The 20,642-nt window shown below is 37.8% G+C and carries 16 protein-coding genes and 1 tRNA gene; 7 read left to right on the plus strand and 10 right to left on the minus strand.

The genetic code is table 11. The features are described 5' to 3' along the window. Window positions 1-42 precede the first annotated feature (42 nt). Both FW778_RS13185 and FW778_RS13190 read right to left on the minus strand, forming a co-directional pair. Entirely contained in the window at window positions 43-888 is an 846-nt protein-coding gene (locus tag FW778_RS13185) for a DUF6089 family protein (RefSeq protein ID WP_150415229.1), read from the minus strand. Window positions 889-1,114: 226 nt separating this feature from the next. Next, window positions 1,115-1,618, minus strand: a complete 504-nt coding sequence (locus FW778_RS13190) for a Cif family virulence factor (protein ID WP_150415230.1) — start codon at window positions 1,616-1,618, stop codon at window positions 1,115-1,117. A gap of 202 nt (window positions 1,619-1,820) precedes the next feature. Between FW778_RS13190 and FW778_RS13195 the strand changes: the two genes are divergently transcribed. Both FW778_RS13195 and FW778_RS13200 read left to right on the plus strand, forming a co-directional pair. Beyond that, window positions 1,821-1,897, plus strand: a tRNA-Pro gene (locus tag FW778_RS13195). A 384-nt stretch (window positions 1,898-2,281) separates the two neighbouring features. Then, a complete protein-coding gene (locus tag FW778_RS13200) occupies window positions 2,282-3,526 on the plus strand; it encodes a DUF2264 domain-containing protein (RefSeq protein ID WP_150415231.1) in 1,245 nt (414 codons plus the stop codon). 374 nt (window positions 3,527-3,900) lie between these two features. Here FW778_RS13200 and FW778_RS13205 read toward each other — a convergent pair whose 3' ends face one another. Further along, window positions 3,901-5,253, minus strand: a complete 1,353-nt coding sequence (locus FW778_RS13205) for a PorT family protein (protein WP_150415232.1) — start codon at window positions 5,251-5,253, stop codon at window positions 3,901-3,903. After that, a complete protein-coding gene (locus tag FW778_RS13210) occupies window positions 5,243-5,833 on the minus strand; it encodes an RNA polymerase sigma factor (RefSeq protein WP_150415233.1) in 591 nt (196 codons plus the stop codon). The genes FW778_RS13205 and FW778_RS13210 overlap by 11 nt, the downstream gene beginning before the upstream one ends. Window positions 5,834-6,347: 514 nt before the next feature. Here FW778_RS13210 and FW778_RS13220 point away from each other — a divergent pair. Together FW778_RS13220 and ligD are read left to right on the plus strand one after the other, a co-directional pair. After that, a complete protein-coding gene (locus FW778_RS13220) occupies window positions 6,348-6,923 on the plus strand; it encodes a YciE/YciF ferroxidase family protein (RefSeq protein WP_150415235.1) in 576 nt (191 codons plus the stop codon). A gap of 146 nt (window positions 6,924-7,069) precedes the next feature. After that, complete coding sequence (ligD, locus tag FW778_RS13225; protein ID WP_235906251.1) at window positions 7,070-9,157, plus strand: DNA ligase D; 2,088 nt, start codon at window positions 7,070-7,072, stop codon at window positions 9,155-9,157. Window positions 9,158-9,171: 14 nt separating this feature from the next. Here the strand turns inward: ligD and FW778_RS13230 are convergent, their stop codons facing one another. The 5 genes from FW778_RS13230 to FW778_RS13250 all read right to left on the minus strand — a co-directional run bounded on the left by FW778_RS13230 (window position 9,172) and on the right by FW778_RS13250 (window position 14,726). After that, the gene (locus tag FW778_RS13230) at window positions 9,172-9,525 is read right to left on the minus strand and encodes a response regulator (RefSeq protein ID WP_150415236.1); all 354 of its coding nucleotides are present in this window, start codon (window positions 9,523-9,525) and stop codon (window positions 9,172-9,174) included. Between the two features lie 44 nt (window positions 9,526-9,569). Continuing rightward, window positions 9,570-11,015 carry an ATP-binding protein gene (locus tag FW778_RS13235; protein WP_150415237.1) on the minus strand — a complete coding sequence of 482 codons (1,446 nt, stop codon included), beginning with the start codon at window positions 11,013-11,015 and terminating at the stop codon, window positions 9,570-9,572. A 200-nt stretch (window positions 11,016-11,215) separates the two neighbouring features. Further along, on the minus strand, window positions 11,216-13,399 hold the full coding sequence (locus FW778_RS13240; RefSeq protein WP_150415238.1) for a catalase: 2,184 nt from the start codon (window positions 13,397-13,399) through the stop codon (window positions 11,216-11,218). A gap of 122 nt (window positions 13,400-13,521) precedes the next feature. Further along, window positions 13,522-14,241, minus strand: a complete 720-nt coding sequence (locus tag FW778_RS13245) for a hypothetical protein (protein ID WP_150415239.1) — start codon at window positions 14,239-14,241, stop codon at window positions 13,522-13,524. Window positions 14,242-14,243: 2 nt separating this feature from the next. Then, on the minus strand, window positions 14,244-14,726 hold the full coding sequence (locus FW778_RS13250; RefSeq protein ID WP_150415240.1) for a low affinity iron permease family protein: 483 nt from the start codon (window positions 14,724-14,726) through the stop codon (window positions 14,244-14,246). A gap of 831 nt (window positions 14,727-15,557) precedes the next feature. Here FW778_RS13250 and FW778_RS13255 point away from each other — a divergent pair. Further along, window positions 15,558-15,806 carry a hypothetical protein gene (locus FW778_RS13255; protein ID WP_150415241.1) on the plus strand — a complete coding sequence of 83 codons (249 nt, stop codon included), beginning with the start codon at window positions 15,558-15,560 and terminating at the stop codon, window positions 15,804-15,806. Window positions 15,807-16,220: 414 nt separating this feature from the next. On the opposite strand, the gene FW778_RS13260 is transcribed toward FW778_RS13255, so the two are convergent. After that, the gene (locus tag FW778_RS13260; RefSeq protein ID WP_150415242.1) at window positions 16,221-17,222 is read right to left on the minus strand and encodes a YncE family protein; all 1,002 of its coding nucleotides are present in this window, start codon (window positions 17,220-17,222) and stop codon (window positions 16,221-16,223) included. A gap of 511 nt (window positions 17,223-17,733) precedes the next feature. Between FW778_RS13260 and FW778_RS23140 the strand changes: the two genes are divergently transcribed. Beyond that, window positions 17,734-18,048, plus strand: coding sequence for a hypothetical protein (locus FW778_RS23140; RefSeq protein WP_202552231.1), 315 nt, complete (start codon window positions 17,734-17,736; stop codon window positions 18,046-18,048). Between the two features lie 125 nt (window positions 18,049-18,173). Continuing rightward, the gene (locus FW778_RS13265; protein ID WP_202552232.1) at window positions 18,174-20,630 is read left to right on the plus strand and encodes a TOMM precursor leader peptide-binding protein; all 2,457 of its coding nucleotides are present in this window, start codon (window positions 18,174-18,176) and stop codon (window positions 20,628-20,630) included. The last annotated feature ends 12 nt before the right edge of the window (window positions 20,631-20,642 follow it).

Genomic DNA, 20,642 nt, shown 5'->3' on the forward strand with positions numbered 1-20,642 from the left:
CTCGGCCCGGCAGAAATTTTATTCGGAAATATATAAATGATCTTAATTAACATTAGCGGGACATCCGTATTTTGAATGTCTGCCAAGACCGCTTCCTAGCCCGTTTCCTGAGAATAAACGAAACGAAGCGGTAACACCGGTAAGATAATACCAGTCTTTATGTGTTGCACTTCCTCTTATAGTGCCTCCGGCTGGATAAGGATCGCCGTTTTTGATTTGATTTCCCCGGTACGCAAGTTCCACCGCTTTTGGTCCACGGTTAGTAAGCAATAAAGTTTGATCGACATAAGTACTGCTTACATCATCAATATAGTCGGTAAATAGTTTTCGATATCCTATTTCCAAACCAACGTTTACATTATCACTCAAAGAAAATTTTACACCTGCACCAAAAGGAATTGCAAATTGGGTGAGGTTGTAACTATTCTTACCGGCAATGAACCCCTCACCTTCCGTGCTCAATGGTTTTAAATAATTCTTCGCACCAGAGGTGTCATTCGTGTAAGGATTGAAATGATATAGAGCCAGTCCGGCGAAAACATAGGGAGTCAGCACATGGTCTGAAAGCGGAGTTATAAAATATTGAACACCTGCGCTCACCTCTGTAAGGCCCGAGGTAAAATTAAGGTTTCGAAATTTATTCCGTCCATATTTGTCATTTGCTGATAGGGTACCAAAAGCAACCGCTGTTTGTACAGAAAAATGATTGGTAATATCGTATGAAAGTCCCGCCCCTCCTGCTAAATGAGATTGAGAGAACGTAAATCTTTTATCTTGCAGATCTCCCGAATAATTTGATGTGCCGGCGAATAAATTAAGATGCAGATTTTGCGCATGCAGGTTTACTCCAAATGCACAAAAGGTTAAGGATAAAAGGATAGATTTCATACAAGTACACTTTGATTTTAAATTGAAACTACAACTGGCAAAAATGATACCGCAAAAGAAATTAGAAATTCTTCTTAAAATTAATCACGTTGCAGAAGGTTCAAGATAATTATGTAAAACATTAACTGTAATTTATATGTTTTAAAAAAGCGTAATCTTATCTGTGTTTATAAAAAATCCCTGTCAACGTTTTAACAGGGATCGGCTATAAAAAATGAATTTAAATTTATTGTTCGGCGGCCGGCATTGAAGAAAACTGTTTCATGAAATCTATCTTGCCGTCCTTGTTAATTCGCCATATTTCATGAAGATCCCGTTTACTTGTTTTACCATCAGGAAAGGTGTCAGTTTCTATTCCCCATATTGCAACCCAGTCTTCATTTCTGTCAACGCTTTTTAAAGGGACCCATGCATCTAATGAACTTACTGCAGAAGACATAGATCCCCTGTATCTTTTTGCACCTGCAAGGCAAGAATCTTTTCCTTTCACGACACTCCCATCCGGAAAAAACATTATAACAGTATCTGCAAAATAATCATGCCGATCAAAAGCATTGTCATCCCAATCTTTCCAAAGTTCCAAGATCATTTTCGCCTGGGCTGCACTTCCTATTTTAAAATCGGATGAGTAGCCCGCAGTGTAGGGATAAGACATGTCTGATTGAGCGTAATTTGCTTTGGAGAAAAACACCAGTAATAAGATGTACCCCGAAATTGATAAACGTTTCATGTTTTAAGTTTTAAGTAAATGAAAATTGTGGGGTTCCAAAAAGTGAAGCTGGTTCTAAATTAATGTTCCGGATATTATTTTCATAACATTTAAGAATTTATTTTTAATCCTTTTATTTAAACCAGACAAAAAAGAGATTTAATATAGAATCAATTTCAAAAACAATCTGCATTATAATTTGCTATAGATTTGCAAAAATTTTCGGGATGTAGCGCAGCCCGGTAGCGCACACGTCTGGGGGGCGTGGGGTCGCAAGTTCGAATCTTGTCATCCCGACCAAGTTGGTTTCATTCAATATCAAAAGCTCGTAAAACTCAGTGTTTACGGGCTTTTATAATTTTTAGGCGAATCCGTATTATCTAACGAAAATAATTTTCGTGCAACTAACCGGGATATATGTTACTGAATTAGCGATCGGTGGTACTATGGCGGCGATCCGGCGCAAACAACATTCTCTAAAAAGTTGGAAGTGGATTATATAAGAGTGTATCAAAAAAATAATCTTGATAAAAACTAAATCTTATCTATCAGTATTGTTTATGTCAAAAATCTTATTTTCATCGTATCATCATTTATCGGAAGCTATTCACTATTCGTTTAGCGGTGATGCTGCAATCAGAATAAAAAGCAAACCCACTAATTACTATGAATAAAATGAGCAACATGTACAATAAAAAATATACAAGCGTTATAAAAAGCATTGCAATTTTTGTATGCTTTGGTATTACGATTATTGCAAGAGGCCAGGATAAAAACAGTGACCGCCAGCTATGGCTGCAGTATATGGATAAAATTGCAAGGCCGGTAATAATGAACCTGGCAGAGGATAATTTAAAACAGAATATGCCGGGTGTAATGTCTCCACATATTGATAATGCAAAGGTTCGGAGTAAAGTGGCCTACCTGGAGGCATTCGGAAGAACCTTCAGTGGAATAGCACCATGGATTAATCTAGAGGGAGGATCAGAGCAGGAAATTTCGCTTCGTAATCAATACCGGGAATGGACTTTAAAAGCCATAGCTAACGCGGTAAATCCATCATCAAAAGATTACATGACTTGGGAAGGCGGCCAGCCGCTGGTTGATGCTTCATTCCTGGCCTTAGGTCTTGTCCGTTGCCCCTGGGTGTGGCACCACCTTGATTCCTCAGTACAAAAGCGGGTTGTAACAGCGTTTATCAGTACCCGTTATACTGTGCCGGCATATTCCAATTGGCTCCTGTTTTCCGCAATGATCGAAACTTTTTTTTGTGCGTATGACCTTCCTTATGATGCCGTGAGAATCGATTATGCAATCAGAGAATTTTCAGAGCACTGGTATGTTGGTGACGGAATGTTCTCTGACGGAATGCAATTTCATTTGGACTATTACAATAGCTACGTAATACAGCCCTATCTCCAGGTAGTTTTGGAAACTATCAGTAAAAAGAAAAACAGTTATAATTATTTTATTTTAAAGTTTGATAAGATAAGAAAAAGGTATGCAGAAATCCAGGAGAGAATGATCAATACCGATGGAAGCTTTCCGGTTACGGGCCGCTCAATTGTATACCGCAGCGGTGCTTTTCATCACCTGGCCGACATGGCCCTGAGGAAAGGTCTGCCGGCTTCGCTCAATCCTGCACAAGTGAGGAGTGCTTTAACATCAGTAATAAAAAAAACATTGGGAGCCCCTGAAACTTTCGATCAAAAGGGTTGGCTGAACATTGGACTAAATGGACACCAGCCGGACATTGCCGACGTTTATATTACAACAGGAAGCCTGTATCTCTGTTCAGAGATATTTTTACCATTAGGCTTAACTGCATCTGATAGTTTTTGGTCCGATCCTGAGATGCCGTGGACAGCAGTAAAAGCGTGGAACGGACAAGATCTTTCTCCTGATCATGCTTTAGATTTAACCAGGTAAAATAATTCATCATGTTTTTTCAAATTAAGTGTTGATCCGTCGTTATACATGAAACAGTTCCTTTAAACATTCCACAAAATGAAATTGTAACGGGAGTTCCTTCTTATGCAGATGAAAAAAAATTAACAACTGGCAAGTTTTTAAAACTCCCGTTTACAAAAATCCGTGCATGGAAATAAATGAACGCTTTGAAGATGAAAATAATAATGAGCTGCGCCCATAAGTTTATAAATTGGCGGCTAAGGGTAACTTAGTTATAAACCAACTTTTAAATTATAAAAAAGGCCTTCTGATTGAAAGCCTTTTATTTATTTTCAAAGGGATAATGATTTGCAGCCCTCGAATGCAATTATTTATTCAGCATCCATGCAGCTTTATTTTTTATAAAAAGGTTTTAGAGCAAAAGTAAAAAGCACACCGGCACTATTTAACTTTACTTTACCGGCACCAATGCCGCTTAAAGGCATTTTCAAATAGGGCTCCGCAATTAATGAAGCTCTTTTGCTGAAAGAATATTCATAACCTGCTGATACATCCAGCACAGAAAAGTAATGTTGGTTTTTATTGGATATTGACCACGATTTTGTGTAGGCATTACCGTTCGGGTATTTATAATAATAATCGTAAGATTCTTTTTTCATAAGGTACGACGAAAGCCCCGCAGATGCGAACCATTGATGACTTTTAGCTTTACCCAAATTATAGCTAACGGTAACGGGTATCTCATAAACTTTGCAATTGGCGTCAATATTATACAAATATGCAACGTTACCGCCCGATGTAACATGATATTGATCCTTACTGGCGGAATAAATTTTTTCAGCCCTGTAAAAACCGGTTCGCAAGGTAAACCGGTGTGATAATGCATAGCTTATACCTGCTCCAAAATTTATAGCCACTTTCCCGGTCTTATTAAAACCTACACTACTTACATCAGGCCCCGCTGAGATATTAATTGCAAAATTATTTTTGAAACTTTTATTTGAAAGCGTCAACTTTTTCGTGGCAGCTGATTTATTGTTATTTTTCGCTTTTGCCACTTCCTTAGCATTTACCGAATCTTCCTTTACTTTAGCAATTTCTTCTTTAATGTCCGGATCATTATTAATCGCTACCGGTCGTTCGGTAACAATACTTTTCTTTCCCAAATTTTGTTGTTCGTTTATCGTAAGATTCTCATCTAGGTTATTTTTTGCATCCGTCTCTTCTCCAACCGCGCCGGATACGATTGTTGCATTTGTTTTTGCACCGATATTCAAAGATGTTGCTCTTGTTGTATTGACATACGGTTTAGCAGGTTCATTTCCGTTTGTTTCAATTATAGAATTTTTTGAATGTTGACCTATGTTTTCCTGGTTCAATGGAGATAAAGGCTTAGTTGTATTTTTTGCTTTCTCTGTAATATTTGATGAACTGGCATCTACATCATTAATACGCGAATTTGTCTTCGCTGATTGCGTTGAAGTAGTATTGTTTGCAGACCCGGTTTTTTGTGAATTTTTTGATAACGGTCTATTTTGATTATAATAATAGACAGTGAATAATGAACCTCCAAGCAGCAGCGATAACATAAGAATTGGAAAATATTTTCTTTTTTTTCTTTTTTTCTCTACCGGTAAATGCTCGTCAAGCAACAATTTCATCTTGTCCCATGCATTTTCGTCATAGGCCGGATGGTATTGATCCGCTGCATCCTTAATCTTCTTATTTATTTCGTCATCCCACATTTTTCGATCTTAGTATTTGATTATCTTTTTTTAAAATTTTTTGCAATTGTTGCCTTGCCTTTGAAAGATTTGATTTAGAAGTACCTACTGCTATACCCAACTGATCGGAAATTTCTTCGTGGCTAAATCCATCAATAATAAACAGGTTTATTACCGTACGGTATGCGGGCGAAAGTTCCCGGATGGCGTTTATTATTTCATCGTACGAAATCATATCATAAGCATCCGCGTCATCTGCCGGCAAATAGATAATTGACTTCTCCAGCTCGCCATTAAAATCATGTTTATGATATTTTCTATTATGATCGATAGCCGTATAAATCATTATTTTCCTTATCCAGCCCTTGAAAGAATTCATTTCATCCACATAAGACGGTTTATAACGATGGATCTCTTTAAAAATCTTTAAAAAGCTATCATTAAAAATTTCTATGGAATCTTCCTTTCGTTTTGTGTACCGGTCGCAAATGGCCATACCATAGCTGTAGAAAGAGTTATATAATTTTTTTTGACTCTCTCTCTTGTTCAGAGTGCAACCCCTGATTAATAGATTTAATTCTTCTGCAGATATCAATTGCATTAATTTCTAATATAAGAGATCGGAGATTTATTCTTAAAGGTTGCCTCTATTAAATTAAAACTTATTTTGAACTTTTGCAGGTATTATTGGAAGTTTATAAAAAAAGAAACCCTGAACAGCATTATTTCCTTTTTAATATTTGGCTTTGGGGATGTTCTAAACAGCCACGCAGGCTTTGTATTATTGGCTTCCACTACGCAAATAACGAGGCCACTCGCAGATATCATGTTTTACTTAGCTATTCCTGTTTTTATTTGAATATTACGTGTAAAAAAATACTCATATCATATTGCCTTTGTAGAAATTTCGGAATTCGGTCTTTAATTATCCTGTTAAAAATTTCTTTACAACTTAATTTCTGCAATAACGCCATGTGGTGCTTTCAACTGGAGCTAGTTTACTTGTTTCAATGTTCATATTTTAACACTGAAATTTTTATAATGTGGCACGTAATTATATTACCTATAGTAACACTCACAGAAAATTGATTGTATAACCTAAAAAAAAAGAACACATGAAATCAACTACAAAATCCACACAAAATGGAAAGGCAAATAACACAAAGCAGGGAAGCAAAGCCGCTCCCGACAATTCAAATGCAGAACAAGGATTTCGCGATTTATTTGAAGATGAATTAAAAGATATTTATTGGGCCGAAAAAGCGCTAACGAAGGCTATTCCAAAAATGATTAAAAATACAACAACAGAAGAATTGGCTACGGCGTTGGAAGATCATCTTGAAGTAACCAAAGGCCAAGTGGCTCGCCTCGAGGAAGTTTTTCAAATACTTGGTAAAGCAGCAAGAGGAAAGAAATGTGAGGCTATGGATGGTTTAATAAAAGAAGCCGAAGAAATTATGGAAGACACACCTGAGGGGATTGTAAGAGATGCAGGCATTATATCAGCCGGGCAAAAAGTAGAGCATTATGAAATTGCAACATACGGGACCTTGTGTGCGTTTGCAAAAACACTGGGTGAAGATGAAGTAGCTAATTTATTGCAACAAACATTAGATGAAGAAAAAGAGGCTGATGAAAAGTTAACAGAAGTAGCAGAAGCTTCTGTAAACCTGGAGGCAGCATCGAAGTAATAAGTTCTGCTGAAAGGGATTAGCAACTTATTGGTATGTGGGCAAAATAAAGGATCTTATACTTTTAGTATCAGGTCCTTTTTTATTTCAATAAATTATTACCCGGGATAATGAATCGGCATGATTATATATAATTAAAAAAGTAAATGTCGCTGATTATCAAGAAACCATTTCCAAAAAATATCAAGCCCATGCTGGCCACACTCGTCGACAAACCATTTGACGGAGAAGGATGGCTATACGAAGTTAAGTGGGATGGCTACCGGGCCATTGCATATTTGAACAATGGCCGGGCAGAATTACAATCCAGAAACGATAAGTCGTTTAACGATAAATTTTATCCCGTATACAATTCTCTTACGCAATGGAAAATAAATGCCGTATTAGATGGTGAAATAATAGTTTCGAATGATAAGGGCATTTCGAACTTTAGCAAACTCCAGAATTGGCGAAGCGAAGCAGATGGCGAACTGATCTATTATTTGTTTGATATTTTATGGCTCGATGGTAAAGATCTTACCCAACTGCCGCTTACTGAAAGAAGAGAGATTTTAAAAAGCATTGAACCATCTGTAGAAAATATAAGAATAAGCGAAAGCTTTAATGCCGGTGCAACGGAATTTTTTGAAGTGGCAAAAAAATTGGAATTGGAAGGCATAATTGCAAAGAAAACAGCCAGCAAATATTACCCGGGTCAGCGATCGAAAGAATGGCTCAAAATAAAAACCAGTAAAAGACAGGAAGTAATTATTGGCGGCTATACACATAACGAAGACAGCAGCAAGCTTTTTAGTTCCTTACTGGTAGGCGTATTCGACAATGGAAAACTCCAATATACCGGCAAAATTGGTACGGGCTTTTCAGATAAACTGCAAAAAGAAATGATGAAGCAGTTTAAGCCTCTTATAATTAAAGAAAGTCCTTTCACTTTTATTCCCGACGTTAATAAGCCTTCAAGGTTCAGGCCTAATCCGTCGAAAGCAACGGCAACGTGGCTTCAGCCAAAATTAATTTGCGAAGTAAGCTATGCCGAAATGACTACTGATGGTGTGATGCGGCATCCATCGTTCGAAGGCATGCGGGAAGATAAAAGTGCTATCGAAGTTGTAAGGGAAAAAGAAAAACATACAGAGGATGTGGTTAATTTACCCAAACAATCATTACATAAAAAGAGAACTGAAAAGCTAACTATGAAAAAAAAGAGCCAGAAAACCGTTGATAAGAGCCTTACCGGTAGGCTCATTAAAACCTCAGAAAAAACGGAACGCAAAACCCTGTTGAATCCCACGGAAAAATCACAAACAAAAAATATTAACGGGCATAGCATTACTTTCAATAATCTTAATAAAATTTATTTTCCAAAAAAGAAAGTAACCAAGCGGGATGTTATTAATTACTATTACCTGGTGGCACCTTACATGTTGCCCTACATGAAAGACCGCCCGCAAACATTAATAAGATATCCTAACGGTATAGATGGAAAATCATTTTACCAAAAAGATGTAACGGGCAAAGTTCCCGAATGGATTAGGCAGTTTCCTTACAGCAGCGAGCGTGGTGGCGACCGCAATTTTCTAGTATGTACCGACGAGGCTAGCCTCCTCCTAATTGCGTCTATGGGCGGCCTTGAGATGCATCCATGGAGCAGCCGCATTCAAAAACCCGATCATCCTGACTGGTGTATTCTTGACCTTGACCCTTCGGATAAAACAAGTTTTAAGCAGGTGATTACAGCAGCCCAAACCATAAAGCAGGTTCTCGATGCAATTGATGTTACGGCGTATTGCAAAACTTCAGGCGCAACGGGCATACATATTTATATACCGCTTGGCGCAAAATATACTTATGAACAAAGCAAAGAATTCGGTAGAGTGCTGGTAAAAATTGTCCATTCCATGATTCCGGATTTTACGAGTATTGAGCGTATTATTGAAAACCGGAAAGAAAGATTATACCTCGACTTTTTACAGAACCGGCCACAAGCTACGCTTGCGGCCCCCTATTCTCTTCGCCCCAAGCAGGATGCCACAGTGAGTATGCCGCTCCTTTGGGATGAAGTGAATACCGGGTTACAAATGAAAGACTTTACCATTTTTAATGCGGTAGAAAGAATTCACAAGCATGGCGATATTTTCAAAGGTGTATTAGGCAAGGGAATTAATTTAAAAAGTGTTTTGAAGAAAATCAACAAAGTTTTTGGCCCCGTGGAAATGCATGAATCACTAAAGACGTAATTAATCATCTTCGTTTAAGCCTCAACGTTATTATTAACGAGCCTTTTTATTTTCGCCTCCAGCAACGCAAGGTCAAATGGCTTTGTAATTAAATCATCAATCGCTAAATTTATATCTAACGGCTTTGAAGTATATCCTGTCATTAGCAAAACGGGGATAGACTCAAACTTTTTGTACGATTTAATATTATGGAGCAGCGGCCCCTGCATTATATCTATAAGAATAAGAGAGGGCACAAATTCTTTTATCAAATTAATAGCTGCCTGCCGATTACCCGTAAATTTCACTTTGTATCCTTTGTTTTCGAGCCATCGTTTTAAAAGAATCATTGTATCAAAATCGTTATTAATTACCAGTATCTTTTTCATAAGGCGTTTATGAAAAACCAGTCAACAGCTATGCCATAATATTATCAGATACGGGGTATAGAAAAATAGAAGGTTGATCCCTCTCCTTCTTCACTTTCTGCCCAAACTTTTCCGCGGTGTGCATAGATTATCTGGCGGCATAAAAATAAACCCAACCCAATTCCTTCAAGGTTCTTTGTTTTTTCCGCCCTGAAAAAACGATCAAAAATATAAGGCAGTTGTTTGGGCGAAATGCCCAGCCCGTTGTCTTTTACCGAAACGGTTATAGATTCGTTATTGTAAGATATATGTAACTGAACATCCGTGTTACCATTTGAATATTTTATGCCGTTACTTAAATAATTGGTTACAACCTGTATCAGCCGGTAGCGATCGCCGGTGGCGTCTACTCTGCCATCGCCACTAACAATTATATTATATGCGGGGTGCAACACTTTCACGGTATCAATAGCTTCAAACACCATCTCTTCAAAATTAAATATGGAAAGCTCAAGCTTTAAATTACCTGAATTTACTTTAGCCGCATCGTATAATTCTCCTATGAGCTTATTAAGCCTCATCACATTATTTTTGCTCCGCTGCAACATATCATCAATCTCTTCCTGGTTATTTTCCTTAATTAAATCTCCAAGCAACTCATTGCATAAAACAATATTTGCCAAAGGATTTCTTAACTCGTGTGCCACAAAACCTATTACATCTTCCCTTTCTCTTTCGAGGCCCTTATGAACCGTTATATCGTGCATAATAATGAGCAATTTGGTACCGCTACTGTTATGCTCCATAACATTGCAGTTTACATCAAAAATTCTCTTCTCCTTAGATGCGGATTCTATTTCGACTGTGAGATTGGAGAAGCCTTTTTTACATATACATGTGTCCCGGATACTATCAATCAAGTTTCCGGATAACTTATGAAGTTTGATAACGTCAGCAAAACTGAACAGGGCGCCGGTTTTAAAGTTTACTTCAAACAGCGAGTTAAAAGATTCGTTGGCATTTAAAATATTTAAATGCTCATCCAGAACAATTACAACATCTTCAATAGACTTAAGAATTTTTTCATTGAGCTCATCTAACCGTGTAACTTGTTCTTCAGATTTTTTTTGGGCATTAATGTCCTGGATAACTTTTAAAATCCTCTTTTCGTTTTTTTCATTTTTAACCAACACCGACTCTCCGGAAACCCAGGTAATACTTTTATCTTTTTTTACCAGGTAATTATTATCAGATGACTGGCCTTTGGTTAAAACATTTTTAATTTCATTTGCCGGTTTGCCTTTTTTTATATCCTCATCTGTAAAAAATATGGAAAGATTTTGCCCTCTAACCTCATTATGGTTATAGCCAAAGCAATTTTCAAAAGCTTCATTAATAGAAATGACGACGCCGCTTTCGTTTAATAATAACACACAATTTTCTACAGTATTTTTATATAAAGCTTCAAAATATTTAAAGGAATGATCTAATGACTGGAATGAATTATCCATTACAGGTGTTCACTTTGAGTTTTAATAAATAGGTTGCCCCCGAAGGTAAAACACATATTTAAATATCGTTTAATAAAGCTCAGGTTTTTGAGAAAAAATATTAATCAAGGTGCTGAACTTTCCTTTACGTATTAACAATTTTTAATAAATAAAAAAAGTGATTGCACAAACAATCACTTTTTTATTTAAATGCATATATGTTACGCAGGTATCTTACTTAACTCTTCTCTTTGCCAGAAGCGATGTTGGGCAATTGCATCAACAAATGCAGCAGCAATTTCAGGCTTATAACTTTTACCCGTGATAATCCCGAGAGTAGCGAGATCGTTACCATCATTCTGATAACTATTAATTTTTTCGCCGGCATAAGTGGTTGATAAAAGATCCGTCCCTTCAGCTACTGCAGCAATTGCTTTACAATGCCTGTATGCCTCATTAATAAAAAGTATTGCATTGGGCTCATTTTTTAAGGCATCAATACTTTTAGCTCCACCCGGAACGTACACTGCATCGAACAACACAGAGGACGATCCAAAAAATGCCTGGTCAGCTTTTATTTGTTTATTATCCGTCGTTGCAAATGTGCCCAGTTTCAATGAAACAACCTTTACCATTGCGCCCTTAGCTTCCAATGCAGTTTTCATTTTCATTAAAGAATCGTCTGTACCGTTAGTTGCAAGAATGGCGACCTGCCTTGTCTTAATCGTGTTCTTCACAGTATTCGCCATACTCAATGCTGCAGATTTTTCCACTGCTTGCTGCACAAACACGGGTTGAAAATCTTTGGGTTTTGCATCTGCACCAAAGCTGAGGTTCATGGGTTGCTCTGGCTTTGCGGGAACTTTTATTCCAAGATTATCGGCAACCCTCGCAGCAAGACCGCCGTCAATTTGAGTAAGCATTCCTACCACTCTCACCCTTATCGCTTCTGTGTCGCAATGGCCCAGTTCAAAACTTAAGGCATCTACTATGTGATTTTGTTCGGGTTTACTCTGGCTCATATAAAATAATCTTGCCTGGCTAAAATGGTCGAAAAAACTTTTACTTCTAGCCCGTACTTTTTTTGCATCGATTCGTTCTACATACGAAGTAAAGCCTCCATCAGCCATCTTAGCCTGGAAGGGACAGCCGCCGCCTAACGAGTTAGGGTTATACGCAACTTTGCCTTTATTAATTTGCTGGCGCATATGGCCATCACGCTGGTTGTTATGTACTGTATTAATGGAACGGTTTATTGGAATCTCATGAAAGTTAGGGCTTCCCAATCTCGATAATTGTGTATCTGTATAAGAAAATAATCTTCCCTGCAATAACGGATCATTGGTAAAATCTATACCAGGCACCAAATGGCCGGGATGAAAAGCTACCTGTTCTGTTTCTGCAAAAAAGTTATCCGGGTTCCTGTTCAACGTCATCTTACCAATACGCATAACCGGCACTTCTTCTTCAGGTATTAGTTTGGTGGGATCAAGTAAATCGAAAGCAAATTTGTGTTCATCTTTTTCCTGTACAATCTGCACACCCATTTCCCATTCAGGGTAATCACCATTATCTATTGCATCGTGCAAGTCCCTGCGGTGAAAGTCAGGATCTTTCCCATTAATCTTTAACGCTTCATCCCATGTTACCGAATGAACGCCCAGCAAGGGCTTCCAGTGAAATTTTACAAAGCAGCCTTTTCCCTGCTCATTTATAAAACGAAAAGTGTGAATACCAAAACCTTCCATCATACGAAGACTCCTGGGAATGGCCCGGTCGCTCATGGCCCACATAATCATGTGCATCGACTCTGGCATTAATGAAACAAAATCCCAAAACGTATCGTGGGCAGAAGCAGCCTGCGGTATTTCATTATGCGGCTCCGGCTTTACTGCATGAATAAGATCGGGGAATTTGATAGCATCCTGTATAAAAAAAACGGGAATGTTATTACCCACCAAATCATAATTGCCTTCATCAGTATAAAACTTAACAGCAAACCCACGGACATCTCTTGCCAGATCGCCGGAGCCCCTGAAACCTGCCACAGTTGAGAACCTCACAAACACGGGAGTCTTTACAGAAGGGTCTTGCAAAAAACCCGCTTTGGTATATTTCGCCATAGATTCATAAACCTGGAAATATCCGTGAGCTGCAGAGCCACGTGCGTGCACAATTCTTTCCGGTATACGCTCATGATCAAAGTGGGTAATCTTTTCACGAAGGATAAAATCTTCCAGTAGTGTGCCTCCCCGCTCGCCCGCCTTCAGGGAGTTTTGATCATCATTAATTTTTAAACCCTGATCGGTTGTCATAAATTGCCCGGTCCCATCTTCAGTATGGGGCGCAAGGTTTTCAATTTTTTTATCGATAGTTGCTTTTTGTTTGGGGGTATTTTTGGGCATAGCTATTATTTTAATTTTATAAAATTGAATAATAGAGCCTCAAAAATTTAACCAGAAAATTATTAGTGATAATTTTCATGAAATAGAAAACGAAATCTTTTTTTACAGGTAACATTCAGGGGCTAATTCAAGTTAAGCCCGATGCTTAACCCGATCCACGGCTTTTCTTCATTTACCCATAAACGCTTGTTTTGATCGGTTAACAAATCAACACCAAATACAACACCAAAAGTTATTTTATTAAATCCAAATTCAGAGGCAACACCAGTAGAAATGACGGCACCATCGTATTCATAATTAATACGGTTTAGCGTAACAGACTGGTCAATGTGTGCGGCGCCCACGCCGGCAAATCCTCCTATGCTATAGCCATGATGCCTGATTTTTCTGTTGGTGAATTGAAACGGTGTTTTATTGTAGGTAAGAAAATAATTGTCGATACGATAGCCTGCATATAATGCGCCATTAAAGTTTGTATTGAGCTGGCCCGGAAAATGCGCGACGGCCGGGCGGTATTTAAAAACAATAGATAAAACATCCAGGTCAAAACCTTCAGCCCGGAATTTATATTGTTTAAAATTTGCAGGTTTTTCATGAGAAGTGAAAAGTACAGCGATCGATTTTACTGAATCCCTGTTGGCCTTTATATCTCCGGCGGCATAAACCTTTATCGAATCCTCCCCGGAAGTAACAACGTAATACTTTTTATTTACTTTACCTTCTAATTTACTGTGATAATAGCCACTTGAAAAATTGTATTTTGTTGAGGTACCAGTTACGCCGCATCCAAACAATAACGTTAACGCATAAACGATAACTATAATTTTATAATAATTGCCCATTGCTACTTCTTTACTTTTTTACGAACCCTATCTTCTATATCTTTTTTAAGATCGTGCATTTGAGAAGCCTCTTCTATAGAATGAGAACGTTGCAGCGACTCTTCTTTTTGTGTCTTCAGTTTAAGTTTTGTATAATATTTCTGAATTACTTTCAACTCATCTTCCGTCATATTTTCGACATCTACCAGGCGGTTACTGGCAAATTCGTGGGCGGCAACCAACTCGTTTAATTTTAGCTGCACTGCCATCGATTCTTTATTTTGCGATTTCTGAATAAGAAACACCATTAAAAAAGTAATGATGGTGGTGCCGGTATTAATAACCATCTGCCATGCCTCGGAATAATGGAACACCGGCCCAAGAACCGCCCATACTAAAACCGATCCAAATGCGAGAACGATTGCTGTAGTACTGCCGACCGCTATTGTAACCTTTGATGACAGGTTTTCAAAAAAATTCTTTTTCTTATTATGCTTTGTAGCCATAGTTAAAAATTTATTTTAAAAAATTAATAGAGTTTTATAATTACTATTTCTTGTAATCAAAATATATGCTTGATTTTTTTTATGTCAAACCAGAATATTATTAGGAAACTAATTACGTTTTTTTCCTGTTATGTAGAAATTGTTTCTCCCTGTGCTACAAATACATTCATTAACAAAAAATAATTTAATTAAGGCTGCCTGCTGCCGGATCTTATTTTTTCTTCGATTGTTTTTAAAACATCGTCAATGTTAAAGGGCTTTTTTATGTAGCCATCAACACGGCTATTACCAGCAATTTTTTCAATTTTATTACATGTCGAAAAAAGCAGAACAGGAATGCACCTGGTGGCATAAGTTTGTTTCAATAATTTGACAGCGCATTCGCCATCCATCGCGGCATGTATAAATCAATTATAATTAAATCGGGGTTGTAAATCAGTACTTTCCTGTATTATGTTAATGCATTGAGTTTTCGTGATTACGATGTAGTCATACATATTGAGCAATATGGCCTACATCGAGCGTGTCTTGATCATTATCGTAAACCAGAATTTTCTTCATTACTTTGAAAACTTTTGGCATTTACTGAAATCTTTTCATTCTCCAAAGATGTGCTGGCCCTATGCCTCTCAGCTTTTCCCGAAAAGTCGCTATTAACGTTCAACGACCAATAAAATAAATATTTGGCATGTTTTTTATACATAGCAACTACATGTAATGTAAACAATACGGACCAATGCTAACATATATAATGCTGGTGAATTTCTTCCACAAAAACAGGTTTAGCTCATTGAATTATCGGTTATATAATTTAAAACCAAAGTTAAAGGCATGTATAACAGAAATTTGAATAAGATAAAACCTCCCTCCGGGCAAATGATTGAATTCTTGATGGAATGCCACGAAAGAGAGTTAATGAACCGGCTCCCATGCGAGGCTACTGAAAGAGGCGCAAAAGGATTAATCGATCGCAAATTGGTGAGAACCGAATTTTTTTTCGACGAAAAAGGAAAGCGTTTCTTAGGTGTACTAATTACCAACGAAGGGCGCAACTTTTTAAAGGAAATTTTGCAATGCTAATGGCTCCATTTTTTGCGGTGGCGTAGCCACACCCCCCATACTAGCTAACCTCGACTTACGCCTATTCCATTTTTACACCCGCAAACTGCCGTGGAGTTTTTTATAAGAAAATATTCATCATACCTTGCACCGTCATAAAGTAAGTATTTTAATAAATTATTTACTCTTATGTAGTTAGTTTTGGTTCGGCCGCGGTTTCTACCGCGGCCTCTTTTTTTACTTAGGTATTGGCGGTTTTAAGTCATTAAAAATGCAAAGCCATTTCTATTATCAAAACAGTGTTAACTTAATAGCGGTTTTAGTTGAACCCTTTTTACCAAACTCTTTATTGAGCGCTCTGCTTTCTATTTGTGCTAAGCTGAGTAAAAGGCTATAAATGCCAAAACATAAAGGAATGCTTATTTCCTGATATTTTTATTTTATATCGTAAATTGATAAGGAAGCACTCCTATTAAAACCCGATGGCGAAGCTACGATCAGTTGATTGAGCTCAGGAATGAAAAGAGATGTTCTTGCTCCTGAATGTGTAGACACTTTTCCGTTTGCTACGTAAGAGTTTGCATTTATTTGTTTGAAAACATCAATGTAGCCAGCGCCACAACTCAAATAGATTTCTTTTTTTACAGTGTTGTAAAAAATATCATCCACATCGCTATTAATAGAAAAAGAAGAAATTGTTTGTCCTGTCTGTGTGTCGATGATTAAAAGTATTGGTGAGCGTCGGCAACCAACAAATAAACGATGATTTATTGCATCTAAAGCCATTGAAAAATTTGCTTTTGCTTCAGTCATTTTCCATTTATTAATTACAGAATTTGTTTCTAAATCAATAACTTCAATTTGCTCTTGGTCAGGGACATTGACAAAAATCTTTTTTGAAGTTTTATCTACTTGAAATGATTCCGGATGTCCGGATAATTTTATTTCGGTTATCACCTTAAATATGGTTGCATCAATTATTGCAATACCTCCATCACCAAATCCCACATAAATCTTTTTATCGGCTGCATCATAACGAACATTATCAGCATCGCCTGATAATTTTACAGTAACAGTTTTTTGAAAATTTTCTGCATTATAAACATCGCACTCACCATTACCACCGTTAGCAATAAAAAGTGAATTGCTTTCGGGAATAAAAACTACTCCCTGCGGTTCTTTCAAATTTTTGATTGTGCGAATTACTTTTTTGCTTTTGATGTCAACAGCTTCAAGAGTATTGTTTCCTAAGGCCGCAATAAAAACAATTTGATGCTTATTATCGAAAGATAAATGGTCTATTCTCCCACTTACACTCGGTAACAAAATTGTTGCGCTTAATTTGAACGAATTTTGTGACTTTGATTGTGCATTGCATCCACTAAAGAAAATAGATGTAGAAATGAAAGCTGCAAAAAGAAGCTGTGGGTGTTTCATTTTCAGTAAGCTGATTTTAAAATTTGTCCGGTGGAGGCTACAACAGGTATCATATAATGTTCTTGAATTTAAAGCAAAGATACTTGCTATTTTTAACCCTGACGGGTGTTCGCGTCTTTATAAACTAATTAACTGTTGGGCCTGGAAAGCGCAACGGTATCGCATTGCAGGTGCATGCAAGTTATATAAGTCGGGCAGCAGATTTCAAATCTTAGATTTATTAACGATAGCTTGTTTAATTCTATCACAATAATGCAATTAAAAATTCCAACTGTTGCATAAGAAAAATATTTGTGTTATTTTTAATAACGCACGTTAATTATTCCCTTACTACCTCTGCCGGAGAAAAAAATCATCTTATCTCTTCCATGTAAATCCTATATCTACCTGATTCCACTGCTACGCTTTGTTACCACTTCATATCACGAGGTGTTTAGCAGATTATTTCGCAATTCAATTTCTTCTCGTTATAATTTATCGTTTGATTTTTTAACTATTAAAAACAATAAATATGGATGAAGACATCAAAAAACTGGAGCTCAGAATTACTGAGCTGGAGAACCAGTTAAAGGCAGTAGGTGGAGGCGCCAAAGCAAATATTGACCCCGAAGAATTAAAAACTTTTCAAAAGGTAAGTCAGCAGCTGGGCATCAGCGGATGTATTAATGAATGCCAGCCATCAATTTGCCTCGCATGCTATCGTTGTTATCATTGCATCAGTTGTGTTCACTGCATTTGCGTAATATGCAACGAATGCATTTGTGGTCCTTGCATTTTAAACCAGGGTTCTACTCTTGGCGGAGGACGCTTTGGTTCATTAGGATAGCAAACTGCATAAACAGAAAAAACGGCTCCCGGGTTAATGGTGCGTCGCAATTTGGGAGCTGTTTTTTAATTGCCTTTAAATTCCAATTGCTTACTTTTTATAGTAATTATCTGAAACTATTTCGAATGATGAAATCATACTATTATCTTTCTCCGGGTGTTTCCGTTATCGATATGAAAGACGGAAATTTTCTTTTTAAATCAGATACACTTTCTATAAAGCTTGAGGGAGCGTCCACCATATTTTTAGTAGAAAAGATACTACCGTTATTGGATGGAGAAAATGATATTGAAGTGGTGAGTTCGCTGTTAAAAAACGTTGCTACAGAAGACCTCAAAGCAAATCTTGAGCAGCTGGTAAAAGCAGGCGTAATAAGGTCTTCTCCCGTTCCCCTTTCTGCGGCAATTAAAAATACAAATGCCCGTTATTTTAATAATTTTTTAGAGGCAACGGGTAGCAGGAGCCCTGGTGTTGAAAAAGCTTTACTCAATTTTAAAATAGCCGTGATAGGGCTGGAGGGTCATGGCACACAAACTATCCTTGCTTTGCAGCAGGCCGGGTTTTGCAATTTTAAACTGGCAGATCCATTTCCTTTTGATGACGATTACGCCACTATATTTCCCTTCTTAAAAAAGGATGAAAAGAGTGGCTCAAGGCAGGCATCCGTACAAAAATATTTACACGAAACTACGCCTTCTCTAAAAGTAGAAATTGGGCCGGTAACCCTTACTAAAGAAACTCTGGGAAATTTTATTGAGGATGCTGATCTGTGTGTAGTTTGTTTTGATGCAGGCTTTGCAGCTGCATTTTATTGGGTGAATGAAATATGTATTAATAAGAACATTCCAGCCTTGTATGCTTCTGTGAAGGGAAACCTGTGTTTTGCAGGGCCCTTTGTTATTCCCGGAAAAACATCCTGCTACATGTGTTATAAGATGCGGGCGGTAGCCGCCCAGCCGGATTTTGAAGAGGCAATGCTATATGAAGAATTTTTAAACATGCAAAAAAAGCCATCGCTCGTAAGCAGGAGCTTGTTGCCCGGGGCAATCAATTTTATGGCCTCTGTTTTATCTGGTGAAGTGTTGAAATATTTTTTTTCCATCGGCCAATTATCTCTCTCTGACAAAATACTTGAATTTGATACACTCAATTTTGAAAGCAGTTTTCACAACCTATTTCAAAAACCCGACTGCCCGGTTTGCCAAAAAAAAAAGTTTAGCAGGCGGCACTATTCTGCAAGTGAATTAATACAACAGCATGAGCCTTCCCAACTAGGTAAGTTTATGGAAGATTTGGTGAGTCCTCATGTGGGCATCATAAAAAAACTTGATGTGGTACCCAAAGATATTTCAGAGCCAAGCCTGCCCCTGGTATATATGTCCGAAATTTCCAATCATTGCTTTTTGCCAAAAGAACAGCATCAAAAATTAAGTTGCTCCGGCAAAGGCTCAGATATAAAAAGCGCAAAGATAAGCGCAGTGGGAGAAGCCGTAGAAAGATATTCGGGCGCTGTTTATTTTCCGTATGAAATAAAGTATAACAGCTTTACATATCTTATAAATGAAGCTCTTGACCCTAAGGAATTGGTGTTGTATTTACCGCAACAGTACGACAACATTGTGTTCTCACCTTTCGATCCAAATGCAGAAATTGGCTGGATAGACGCCTGGTCTCTGGTCAACAATAAACCCATATACGTTCCGGCACAATCGGCTGTATTAAATTATAACATACAAAATAAAAAGGAATTTTTATGCCAGGCAACTTCCAACGGGCTTGCGGCGGGCTCATCAATGCTCAATGCGGTTTTGTCCGCAGCAGAAGAAGTAATTGAAAGAGATGCTTTCATGATCACATGGCATAATAAGTTACCATGCAAACGAATAGATCCTGCACAACACCCGGCGCGGGACGTGAAAGAATTGTTTGAAGCCTATCGGCGACGCGGAGTTGAATTGCGTTTATTTGAATTGCCAACGGATACGCCTTGTCACATTTTTGCGGGCATTGGCGTGCAGCTTGAGGGTAACGGCCCCTCTGTAGTGGTTGGTTTGGGCTGTAATTTTTCAGCTGCAGCAGCTGCCCGGCAGGCATTGCTTGAAGTGGGCCAGGTAAGGCCTGCATTTAAACAAAAAATAAGAAACCCTGTGGTAATAGAACGTCTCAACAAATTATTGGAAGACCCAAACAATGTAGAAGAACTCGAAGATCATGACCTCCTGTACGCAGTGCCTGATAAGCTTAATGCATTCGAATTCCTTTTTCGTTTACCCTTTACCGTTTACGAATGGGACACGGAAGAAGAGAAAACCAGTTCAGAAAAACTACATGCGCTCATTGATTTTTGCAAGGCTCAAAATGTAGATCTTATCTATTGTAACCTTACTCCTCCTGATATGGAAAAATTAGGATTATATACTGCAAGGGTTATTATTCCGGGCTTTCAACCCATTCACTTCGGTTATAAAAATATAAGGCTGGGCGGGAGAAGGCTTTTTGATTTTCCCGTAAAGTCAGGATTTTTTACAGAAAGTAAAAGTGCCAATGAATTCTTAACCAGGAGCCCACACCCTATAGCGTAAAAAAAATTAAAT

The sequence above is a fragment of the Ginsengibacter hankyongi genome (assembly GCF_008710285.1).
Lineage (GTDB): Bacteria > Bacteroidota > Bacteroidia > Chitinophagales > Chitinophagaceae > Ginsengibacter > Ginsengibacter hankyongi.